The sequence below is a fragment of the Actinokineospora sp. genome (assembly GCF_052390155.1).
In the GTDB taxonomy this organism is placed as follows: Bacteria; Actinomycetota; Actinomycetes; order Mycobacteriales; family Pseudonocardiaceae; genus Actinokineospora.
On record NZ_JBQTHF010000056.1, the window covers coordinates 120,873 to 132,769 of the forward strand.

Here is an 11,897-nt window from a genome sequence, read left to right on the forward strand (position 1 = left end):
CGTGACGGCGATCTCGGTACCGACCGGACCGGCGTGGACTGCCGTTACGGTGACCCCGTGATCGAGCGGGCGAGCGAACCAGTGTCACCGGGCGAGCACCTCGTCCTGAGCGTCGACGGCCCGGTGGCGACCCTGACCATCGACCGGCCCGCCAAGCGCAACGCGCTGAGCTTCGAGATGTGGACCGCGCTGCCCGGCGTCGTGGCCGAGGTCGCCGCGCACGACGACGTGCGGGTGCTGGTCATCCGCGGCACGGACACCTTCTCGGCGGGCGCCGACATCAGCGAGTTCGGCACCCTGCGCCGCGACCCCGATGGCGCCCACGCGTACGGCCAGGCCATCGACGCCGCGACGGCGGCCATCATCGGGCTGGCCAAGCCGACCATCGCGGCCATCACCGGCTACTGCATCGGCGGCGGCTGCGAACTGGCGCTGTCCTGCGACCTGCGGCTGGCCGCCGACGACGCCGGGTTCGGCATCACCCCGGCCAAGCTCGGCATCGTGTTCAACCTGACCTCGACCAAGCGCCTGGTCGACGCCGTCGGCCCGGCCTGGGCCAAGCAGATCCTGTTCACCGGCGACCTCATCGACGCCCCCACCGCGCTGCGCATCGGCCTGGTCAACGAACTGCACCCGGCCGACGCCCTGCCCGAGCGCGTCCAGGACCTGGCCGACCTGATGGCCACGCGCTCCCAGGTGACCGTCCGCGGCGCCAAGACCATCATCGCCCGCATCACCGCGGGCCAGTCCACTGAGGACGACGAGGTGCGCGCGCTCTACGCGCACTCGGTGGCCAGCGCCGACTATGCCGAGGGCGTCACCGCGTTCCTGGAGAAGCGCCCGCCCCGGTTCTGACCTCAGGTCAGGTCGGTGAGTTCGGCGGCCAGGTTCGCCCCAGCAGTCGCTTTCCCACCGTGCCCCCGAATTGTCCACATCCGCCAAATCCATCCACAGAAAATCCGCACCCCCAGCCCGACCCGCCCTCGCCGATAGACTGGAGCAGGGCCGACCCCCCGAGGTGGGTGGGGGTTTGACCTGGGTGGGGTTTGACCTGGGTGGGGGTTTGACCTGGGTGGGGCTATCGGCGCGACGACTGTCGGGGCGAGCACGTAGGCTGGGCCGCAGCGAACCCCTCCGCAGGACTCTAGGTCCCGGGCAGGGGTCTGTCCGCATTTCGATCACAAAGGACACCTACCTCTCGTGTCGAAGGCCCCGCTCCACGGTCTGCTCGAAGCCCTCCTCACCGATCCCGCGTGCACCGCCGTCGTCGAGGCGGCGGGCGCTCCCGCCGTCGAGCTGCAGGGGCCGGTCGCGGCCCGGCCGCTGGTCGTCGCCGCGCTGGCCGCCGCCCAGGGCGCGAACCGGCCCGTGCTGGCCGTCACCGCGACCGGCCGCGAGGCCGACGACCTGGTCTCGGTCCTCGGCGACCTGCTCGGCCGCGACGTCGTGGCGAACTTCCCGTCCTGGGAGACGCTGCCGCACGAGCGGCTGTCCCCGCGCGCGGACACCGTCGGCGGCAGGCTCGCGATCCTGCGCAGGCTGGCCCACCCCGAGGAGCATCCGGCGGGCCCGGTCAAGGTGCTCGTGGCCACCGTGCGCAGCCTCATCCAGCCGATGGCGCCCGGCCTGGGCGAGTTGGCCCCCGTGCACCTGCGGACCGGCGTCGAGCTGGACTTCGATGGGGTCGTCGCGCGCCTGGCCGACCTGGCCTACCTGCGCGTCGACATGGTGGAGAAGCGCGGCGAGTTCGCCGTGCGCGGCGGCATCGTCGACCTGTTCCCGCCCACCGCCGAGCACCCCGTGCGGGTGGAGTTCTGGGGCGACGAGGTCACCGAGATCCGCCCGTTCGCGGTGGCCGACCAGCGCTCGCTGCCCGGTGAGCTGAGCGAGATCACCGCGCCGCCGTGCCGCGAGCTGTTGCTCACCGGGGACGTGCGCGAGCGCGCGGCGGCGCTGGCCCAGCTCCACCAGAGCGACGCCCACCTCTACGAGATGCTCGACAAGCTGGCCAACGGCATCCCGTCGGAGGGCATGGAGGCGCTCATCCCGGCGCTGTGCCACGGCGAGATGCAGCTCCTCACCGACGTCGTCCCGGCGGGCACGCACGTGCTCATCAACGACCCGGAGAAGATCCGCACCCGCGCGCACGACCTGGTGCGCACCGGCCAGGAGTTCCTGGAGGCGTCCTGGATGGCCGCGGCGGGCGGCGGCAAGGCCCCCATCGACCTCGGCGCGTCGGCCTACCGCGACCTCGGCGACATCGCCGCGCACGCCCGCGACGGCGACCACCCCTGGTGGACACTCTCGCAGCTCACCACCCCCGACCCCGCCGCGCTGCACCTGGACATCCGCCCGGTCGACTCCTACCGGGGCGACATCGAGCGCGCCTTCGCCGACCTGCGCGCCCACACCGCCGCGGGCGGCGCCGCCGTGCTGGTGCTGCCCGGCACCGGCACGGCCAAACGCGCCGTCGAGCAGCTCGGCGAGGCCGACATCCCGGCCAGGCTGGCCGAGGACGGCCTCCCGGCGGCACCCGAGCCCGGTCTGGTCACGGTGGTGCGCGGCGCCATCGAGGACGGGTTCAGCGCGCCCGCCTGCGCGCTCGTCGTGCTCACCGAGTCCGACCTCACCGGCGGCAGGCACGGAACGTCCACAAGGGACATGTCGGCGAAGATGCCGTCCCGCCGCCGCAACGCGGTCGACCCGCTGGCGCTGCGGACCGGCGACTACGTGGTGCACGAGCAGCACGGCATCGGCCGGTACGTGGAGATGGTGCGGCGCACCGTCGCGGGCGCGACGCGCGAGTACCTGGTGCTGGAGTACGGCAGCGCCAAGCGCGGCCACCCCGGCGACAAGCTGTTCGTGCCGACCGACCAGCTCGACGAGATTTCCCGCTACGTCGGCGGCGAGCTGCCCACGCTGAACAAGCTCGGCGGCGCCGACTGGAAGAACACCAAGGCCAAGGCGAAGAAGGCGGTCAAGCAGATCGCCGCCGAGCTGGTGCAGCTCTACGCCGCCCGGCAGGCCGCGCCCGGCCACGCGTTCGGCCCGGACACCCCGTGGCAGCGCGAGCTGGAGGACGCGTTCCCGTTCACCGAGACCATCGACCAGCTCGCCGCGATCGACGAGGTCAAGGCCGACATGATGCGCGGCGTGCCGATGGACCGCGTCATCTGCGGCGACGTCGGCTACGGCAAGACCGAGATCGCGGTGCGCGCGGCGTTCAAGGCGGTGCAGGACGGCAAGCAGGTCGCCGTGCTGGTGCCGACCACGCTGCTCGCCCAGCAGCACCTCAACACCTTCGCCGGGCGGATGCACTCGTTCCCGGTGACAGTGAGGGGATTGTCGCGGTTCACCCACGCCGCCGAGTCCGAGGAGACCATGGAGGGGCTCGCCGACGGCAGCGTCGACATCGTCATCGGCACCCACCGGCTACTGCAGACCGGCTTGCGGTACAAGGATCTCGGCCTCGTGATCGTGGACGAGGAGCAGCGGTTCGGGGTGGAGCACAAGGAGCACATCAAGGCCCTGCGCACGCACGTCGACGTGCTCACCATGTCCGCCACGCCGATCCCGCGCACGCTGGAGATGTCGCTCGCGGGCATCCGCGAGATGTCGACCATCCTGACCCCGCCGGAGGACCGGCACCCGATCCTCACCTACGTCGGCGGTTACGACGACAAGCAGGTCGGCGCCGCGATCCGGCGTGAGCTGCTGCGCGACGGCCAGGTCTTCTACGTGCACAACCGGGTCGCCTCGATCGAGAAGGCGGCGCGCCGGATTCGCGAGCTGGTCCCCGAGGCCCGCGTGGTCACCGGGCACGGCCAGATGAACGAGGACAAGCTGGAGAAGCTCATCCAGGGCTTCTGGGAGCGCGAGTACGACGTGCTCGTCTGCACCACGATTGTCGAGACCGGCCTGGACATCTCCAACGCCAACACGCTGATCGTGGAGCGCGGCGACATGCTCGGCCTGGCCCAGCTCCACCAGTTGCGCGGCCGGGTCGGCCGCGGCCGCGAGCGCGGGTACGCCTACTTCCTCTACCCGCCGGAGTCCCCGCTCACCGAGCACGCGCACGACCGACTCGCCACCATCGCGCAGAACACCGAGTTGGGTGCGGGCATGGCCGTGGCGATGAAGGATCTGGAGATCCGCGGCGCGGGCAACATCCTCGGCGCGGAGCAGTCCGGCCACATCGCGGGTGTCGGCTTCGACCTCTATATCCGGCTGGTCGGCGAGGCGGTCGAGGCGTTCCGCAAGCACGCGGGCGCGCCCGGCGCGGAGGACGAGGAGGAGCTGGCCGAGGTCCGCGTCGACCTGCCCGTCGACGCGCACATCCCGCACGACTACGTCCCCGGTGAGCGGCTGCGCCTGGAGGCGTACCGCAAGCTGGCCGCAGCCCAGGACGCGGCGGGTCTGGCCGCGGTGCGCGAGGAGCTGCTCGACCGCTACGGCGAGCCGCCCGCGCCCGTGGTCAACCTGCTCGCCGTCGCCGAGTTCCGGCACGCCTGCCGCAGGCACGGGGTCACCGAGGCGATCGGCCAGGGCAGCGGCATCCGCTTCGCCCCGCTGCCGCTGCGCGACTCGCAGCTCGTGCGGCTCAAGCGGCTCTACCCGAAGGCGACGCACAAGGCCGTGACGAACACGGTCAACGTCCCGCGGCCCACCGAGGGCGGCGCGGGCGGGCGCATCGGCGCGCCCGTGCTGCGCGACCGGGACCTGCTCGACTGGTGCACCAAGTTCCTCGACTCGCTGGCCGTGGCGCCCGCCCCCGCGGGAGTGAGCTAGCCAACACCGCGGCATTCACCCGGGGAATGACCCGGGCAACCGGCCCTGACCTGGGTCCGCAACCCGAAAGGGTGGTCGTCGGTCGGGGGGTGCCGCTGTGAGAGGCTACGGCACTGTGACCACCGTCATTGGCCGTCGACGCCTGCTCGTCGCCCTGTTCGCCGTGCTCGGACTGGTGCTCAGCGCCTGCTCGTCCGGGCCGAGCCAGGTCAACGCCGCGGCCATCGTGAACGGCGAGACCATCGGCGTCGACCGGGTGCAGGACCTGGTCGACAAGGCCGTCAAGGCCGAGCCCGCCGCCAAGGTGCTGGTCGAGCAGCGCAAGCTCGACCTGCTCTCCCGGGCGGTGTTGCGCCAGCTCGTGCTGCACGAGTTGATCAAGGCGTACACGGCCAAGAATCCGATCACGGTCGACCCGGGTCGGGTCGCGGAGCTGGCCAAGCAGCTCACCGAGTCGCTGGAGCCGCTGCCGACCGACGGTACCGCCGCGCCCGAGGCGATCATCGACAGTGCGATCAACAAGTCCTTCGACGCCACCGAGCTGGCCCAGGACTACCTGACGCTCGCCGAGATCGGCGCCAAGCAGGCGCCGACCCTGTCGGTCACCTTCGACTTCTCCCTCATCGCCCCCGGCGGCCCCGAGGAGCAGCAGGGTTCGCTGCGCGCCCAGGCACTCGACAAGGCCCGCCAGCTCGCCGAGGGCCTCGACCAGGCCGGGAGGGTCATCGACGCCGACGTGGCCGCCGGGTTGCAGGCCGCGAAGGATCAGACGATCACGCCTGCGCTGGCCCCGGACATCGCGGGCAGTGCGCTGTTCGGAACCCCCGAGAACACCGTCGTCGCCTTCCAGCCGGACCCGCAGAGCGCGACCTGGGTGGTCGCGCTCGTCCGCAAGCGCGACACCAACGCCACCCCGGACGGCGGCGCGCAGGCCCCGGACCCGCGGCTGGCCACCACGCTCGGCCCGCGGCTGCTCCAGTCCACGGTGGCCGAGGCCGGGGTGAAGATCAGCCCGCGCTACGGCGTGTGGGACCTCGCGGCCATGGCCATCGCGCCGAGCGAGGGCGAGACTGTCGGCGTGGTCATCCCGGTCAAGAACACCAGCGCCCGGTGACGGTGCACCGCGGCACCGCCGTGGTGCTGGTGCGCGGGGAGACCGTCCCCGCGGCGGCTGTCGCGCTGCTGCGTGCCGCGAAACGCGTTTACACGGCGGGCGGCGCCGACCCCGCTCTGGGCGACGCCCCCGCGCCCGCCGGACTGCTCGATGAGGCGGTCACGTCGCCGATCGTGCTGGTCAGCGCCGATGCCGCCGATCCCGCCGCCGCGGCGCTGAGTGCCGCGGGTGCGCCCGTGCACGACACACTCGGCACCGGCCTGGTCGCCGCCGCGCTGGTGATGGACCGGCTGCGCTCGCCCGGCGGGTGCCCGTGGGACGCCGAGCAGACCCACGAGTCGCTGCGCCAGTACCTGGTCGAGGAGTGCTTCGAACTGCTGGAGGCCATCGAGGAGGGCGACCGGCCCGCGCTGCGCGAGGAACTCGGCGACGTGCTGCTCCAGGTGCTGTTCCACGCCCGAGTGGCCCAAGAGGACACAGACGACCCGTTCACGATCGATGACGTGGCGGACGCACTCGTCGCCAAGCTCGTCGGCAGGCATCCGCACGTGTTCGCGGGCGGCGACCCCGCCGTGCGCGACGCCCGGTCCCAGGAACACCGCTGGGAGGAACTCAAGCAGCAGGAGAAGCGCCGCGAGTCCAGTGTGGACGGTGTGGCGCTGGGACAACCCGCGCTGGCCCTGGCCGCGAAACTGGCCCAACGCACCGCGCGCGCGGGCTTCCCCGGCGACCTGCTGCCCGGCCACGACTCGGTCGGCGCCCGCCTGTTCGACCTGGCCGCGCTGGCCAAACTCGCGGGCCAGGACCCGGAGGGCGAGCTGCGCTCGGTGGCTCGCCGGTTCGCCGCCGACGTCCGCGCGGCGGAGAACGCCGCCCGCGCCGCTGGCATCGATCCGGCTCGGATGGACCACGACACCTGGCGGCGGCACTGGCCCGCACGGTGAAAGTTGCGGCGGCTGTCGGTGGCAGTGACTAATTTGGCAGGGTGACCGACGCCTATGTCAGATTTCCCCACCTGCACGCCGACCTGATCACGTTCGTCGCCGAGGACGACGTGTGGCTGGCGCCCGCCGATGGCGGCCGCGCCTGGCGGGTGTCGGCCGACCGGGTGCCGGTGAGCAACCCGCGGTTCGCCCCGGACGGCGCCACGATCGCCTGGACCAGCACCCGCGACGTCGAGCCGGAAGTGCACGCCGCCCCGGTCGACGGCGGCCCGAGTACCCGGCTGACGCACTGGGGCGACGTGCGCACCGAGGTGCTCGGCTGGACCCCGGACGGCCGGGTGCTGGCGACCACCGCCACCGGCCAGCCCTCGACCCGGCGCACCTGGGCGCACGCGGTGCCGCTCGACGGCAGCCCCGCCGAGCGGCTGCCCTACGGCCCCGTGGGCGCCGTGGCGATCGCCGGGTCCGGCGCGGTGCTGCTCGGCACCGGGGTCTCCCGCGAACCGGCCTGGTGGAAGCGCTACCGCGGCGGCACCGCGGGCAAGATTTGGGTCGACCCGGACGGCGACGGCGGGTTCCGCCGCATTCTGTCCGATGTGGACGGACACATCGTCGACCCGATGTGGGTGGCCGACCGGATCGCGTTCCTGTCCGACCACGACGGCGTCGGCAACCTGTACTCCTGCACCCCAGACGGCACCGACGTGCGCAAGCACAGCGAGCACGAGTTCTACGCCCGCAACGCCACCACCGACGGCACCCGCGTGGTCTACCACAGCGCCGGTGAGCTGTGGCTGCTCGACGGCCTCGACGCCGAGCCCCGCCGCGTCGAGGTGCGCCTCGGCGGCCCGCGCGGCTCGCGCCAGCCGCACCAGATCGCGCCCGCGGGCCACCTCGGCCACGTGGGCCCGGACAAGACCGGGCGGGCCAGCGCGATCGAGGTGCGCGGCACCGTGCACTGGCTGACCCACCGCGACGGCCCGGTCCGCGCCCTCGCCGTCGAACCGGGTGTGCGCGCCCGGCTGCCGCAGGTGCTCGGCGACACCGGTCAGGTCGTCTGGGTCACCGACGCCGAGGGCGAGGACGCGCTGGAGTTCTCCCCGGTCGAGGGCCGCGCGCCGGGCGAGAGCCCGCGCCGGGTCGGTGCCGGGCAGCTCGGCCGGGTGCTGGAGTTGGCGGCGTCGCCGGACGGCAGGCGCGTCGGCGTGGTCACCCACGACGGCAGGCTGCTGCTGGTCGACGTCGACGGCGGCGAGCTCCACCAGGTGGTCAAGGCCGACGAGATGGACCCGACCGGGCTGGTGTTCTCGCCGGACTCCGGCTGGCTCGCCTGGGCGCACCCCGGCCCGAGCCCGCTGCGGCACATCAGGATGGTCAACACCACCGATCTGTCCATTGTGGACGTCACGCCGCTGCGCTTCGTGGACTTCGACCCGGCGTTCACCCTCGACGGCAAGCACCTCGCGTTCCTGTCCTACCGCAGCTTCGACCCGATCTACGACGTGCACGTGTTCGACCTGTCCTTCGCCAACGGCACCCGGCCCTACCTGGTGCCGCTCGCGGCCACCACGCCGTCGCCGTTCGCGCCGCTGCGCGAGGGCAGGCCCTTCGGCGACCCCGACGACAAGGACAAGCACGATGACGAGGACGACGCCGCCCCGCGCACGTCGGTCGACATCGACGGCATCGCCGACCGGGTGGTCGCCTTCCCGGTGGTCGCGGCGCGCTACTCGGGTCTACTCGCGGGCAAGGGCGGCGTGCTGTGGCTGCGCGACCCGCTCACCGGCGCCCTCGGCGACGACCTGGACGACCTCGGCGAGGACTCGCCCCGCTCGGTGCTGGAGCGCTACGACCTGACCAAGCTCAAGGTCGACACCCTGGTCGACGGCCTGGACGAGGTCTGGACCAGTGGCGACGGCCAGCGCATCGTGATCCGCGACGGCCGCGCCGTCAAGGTGCTGCCCGCCGACCGCAAGGCCGACTCCGACGACGGCTCCGAGGACAACATCACCGTCGACCTGGGCCGCATCCGGGTCCGCGTCGACCCGTCCGCCGAGTGGCGCCAGTCGTTCGACGAGACCGGCAGGCTCATGCGCGACCTGTTCTGGCGCGCCGACATGGGCGGGGTCGACTGGGCCGGTGTGCTGGCCCGCTACCGCCCGCTGGTCGACACGGTCGGCTCGCACGACGAACTGGTCGACCTGCTCTGGGAGGTGCAGGGCGAGCTGGGCACCTCCCACGCCTACGTCGTCGCCCCCGGCAAGGGCGCCGACCACAAGCGCAGGCTCGGCCTGCTCGGCGCCGACCTGGCGCGCGACGCCGACGGCGCCTGGCGGATCACGGACATCGTGCCGGGGGAGAGTTCCGACCCGCGCGCCCGCTCGCCGCTGCGCGCGCCGGGCGTCGCGGTCCGGGTGGGCGACGCCGTCGCAGCCGTCGACGGCAGGCCGGTCGACCCGGCGCAGGGTCCCGCGCCGCTGCTGGTCGGCACCGCGGGTCACCCGGTGGAGTTGACCATCGCGCCCAAGGGCGGCGGCGCGTCCCGCCGGGTCGTGGTCGTGCCCCTGCTCGACGACACGCCGCTGCGCTACCAGGCGTGGGTCAACGGCAGGCGTGCCCACGTGCACGCCGCCACCGAGGGCCGCGTCGGCTACCTGCACGTGCCCGACATGGTGGCCAACGGCTGGGCGCAGTTGCACCGCGACCTGCGCCTGGAGATGCGCCGCGAGGCCGTGGTGGTCGACGTCCGGGAGAACCGCGGCGGCCACCTGTCCCAGCTCGTGATCGAGAAGCTCAGCCGCAAGATCGTCGGCTGGGGCCGCGCCCGCGACGGCTACTACGAGGAGACCTACCCCCTCGACGCCCCCCGCGGCCCGATCGTCGCGGTCGCCGACGAGTTCTCCGGCTCCGACGGCGACATCGTCAACGCCGCGATCAAGGCCCTGGGCATCGGCCCGGTCGTCGGCACCCGCACCTGGGGCGGGGTGATCGGCATCGACATGAAGTACCACCTGGTCGACGGCACCCTGGTCACCCAGCCGCGGTACGCGACCTGGATGCAGGGCCAGGGCTGGGACGTGGAGAACCACGGCGTCGACCCGGACATCGAGGTCGTCACCACGCCGCAGGACTACGCCGCCGACCGCGACCCGCAACTCGACACGGCCATTCGGATCGCGCTGGAGGGCCTGGCCGAGCGACCGGCCGCGACCCCGCCGGAGCTGCCTCCGCTGCCCTGACGGGAAGATGGCGATCATGGCATTCGACGGCGCGACCAGTGGCCCCCGGATTGGCCCCTGCATGTCGGCTCCCCAAGTGGCACCGTGACGGCCAAGATGGGCTGGTGAGTCTTAACGCGCTGGGTGTGCTGGTCCGTGACCTTCGGTCAGCCATGGGATGGTCGCAAGCTCGGCTTGCCGAAGAGTTGTGCGACGTTTCGGGACACTCGACGGCCACCCGAGAGGATGTGTCGCGGTGGGAGCGGGGAAAACGGACTCCTGGGCCCTATTGGCTGGCGCACCTGGCAACTGTGCTCGAAGTGCCCCGTCAGGTTCTGGAGGGGGCGAAGGTGGACCGTCGAGGGTTCATCAGCTCGATGGCGGCGACGGCGATCGCACCGGTCATCGTGTCGGATCTCATCGCTCACGGATTTGACGCGGCGATCCGAGCAGGCGGCCCGGATACGGAGGAATGGCGAGAGCGGTTAGCAACTTACGGTTTTGACTATATGACCGAGGGTGCTGGCGAAATGCAACGCAGGCTTGCCGGGGACCTCGTGGTCGCTCAACAGCAGTTGGACACGCCACGAATGTGGGACATCGTTGCCAAACTGATGACGTTGTTTGCAAAAACGTTTCCCGGGTCGGACGGCTCGAAAGCCGTCACGTGGTATCGGAACGCCATTATTGCGGCGGACCGATCCGAGAATGTCGAAGCCAGAGTGTGGGTTCGCGGTCGTGCCGCTATCGCGTTGGGCTATGAGGGCGCATCGCTTGGCATAGCCGACATGTTGGCCGAACAGGCGTTGCAGATAAGTGACAAGCCGTCGATAGGTCGCCTGAATGCCCTGATGGGAAAGGCGCATGCCGCTGCTCTTCGTGGCGACATGGATGCAGCGCGCAATCTGCTCACCGAGGGGCGCAGAGTCTTCGACCAGGCCGGGAGTGGCGACGAGGCGACGGATTACGCCGTTCCGTACTGGCGAATGAACGTTTTCATGTCTCTGCTTTTCGCGCGACTCGGCGATGAGACTGGGGCCGAACGGGCACAGGAAACGGCTCGCGAGCACCTGCCCGTCACCCTGCCCCGGTTCAAGACCCACCTGGATCTGCATCGCGGCCTGATGATGGTACGTGCCGGAGATAGGCCCGGGGGAGTCGAATACGGCGAAGCCGCGCTCGCGGCATTGCCCCCGGAGCGGCACAGCCTGACCCTGCGAATGTTGATGAACGAAATTCGCGCCACCTGACAAGTTGGCCCCTGTGCTGGCCCTGGCTGGTTCGGATCCTGGCTCGTACCTTAACTAATCAAGGCGGATTGATCTGCCGAGCTTTCGGACGGTACCGCGTGACGGAACTTCAGAGAACGGGGACTATGATGACGATAGGTGTGATCAGTGAGATCGAACCGAGAACTCTGATTGACGAGACGCTGTTCGACCGGCTTGTCTGCAGGATAGTGGAAGACGACGGACTGGGCGTGGAAATGGCGACGAGGGTACTTGAACAGTCCCTGGTGTTCCTGAAGGCTTGTGCGGACAACCCCGGCCTTGCGCTCTCGCCGTCGAAGGCTGTGGACGTGGGGTGGCACACTTTCGTGCTGCACACATTCGACTATGCGCGTTTCTGTGACAGCGTGGCCGGGCGCTTCATCCATCACAATCCGATTCGTACTGACGATATCCGAACCGGCGCCGCGTTGAAACGGACAATGTCCGCGCTGCGGGCAACCGGTTTCCGGGTCGATGAAGAACTCTGGCGGGTGGATTCGGCCGACTGCAACCAGTGTCATGCTGGTTGCTACGACAGCCCGTAGGCGCCTGTTGTGCGTAT

At 71.1% G+C, this 11,897-nt stretch carries 7 protein-coding genes; all 7 read left to right on the top strand.

Going from position 1 to position 11,897, the window contains the following annotated elements:
* Positions 1-57 precede the first annotated feature (57 nt).
* Positions 58-855, top strand: a complete 798-nt coding sequence (locus ACT4N7_RS19620) for an enoyl-CoA hydratase/isomerase family protein (RefSeq protein ID WP_444830226.1) — start codon at positions 58-60, stop codon at positions 853-855.
* Positions 856-1,200: 345 nt separating this feature from the next.
* Positions 1,201-4,788, top strand: a complete 3,588-nt coding sequence (mfd, locus tag ACT4N7_RS19625) for a transcription-repair coupling factor (RefSeq protein WP_444830227.1) — start codon at positions 1,201-1,203, stop codon at positions 4,786-4,788.
* Between the two features lie 115 nt (positions 4,789-4,903).
* Positions 4,904-5,902, top strand: a complete 999-nt coding sequence (locus ACT4N7_RS19630; RefSeq protein WP_444830228.1) for a hypothetical protein — start codon at positions 4,904-4,906, stop codon at positions 5,900-5,902.
* Positions 5,899-6,846, top strand: coding sequence for a MazG family protein (locus ACT4N7_RS19635; protein ID WP_444830229.1), 948 nt, complete (start codon positions 5,899-5,901; stop codon positions 6,844-6,846). Before ACT4N7_RS19630 ends, ACT4N7_RS19635 begins: the two co-directional genes overlap by 4 nt.
* A gap of 41 nt (positions 6,847-6,887) precedes the next feature.
* Positions 6,888-10,085 (top strand): S41 family peptidase, encoded by a 3,198-nt coding sequence (locus tag ACT4N7_RS19640; RefSeq protein ID WP_444830230.1) that lies wholly within the window; start codon positions 6,888-6,890, stop codon positions 10,083-10,085.
* A 104-nt stretch (positions 10,086-10,189) separates the two neighbouring features.
* Positions 10,190-11,314, top strand: coding sequence for a helix-turn-helix domain-containing protein (locus ACT4N7_RS19645; protein ID WP_444830231.1), 1,125 nt, complete (start codon positions 10,190-10,192; stop codon positions 11,312-11,314).
* Positions 11,315-11,454: 140 nt separating this feature from the next.
* Entirely contained in the window at positions 11,455-11,880 is a 426-nt protein-coding gene (locus tag ACT4N7_RS19650) for a glycine-rich domain-containing protein (RefSeq protein WP_444830232.1), read from the top strand.
* Positions 11,881-11,897: the final 17 nt, after the last annotated feature.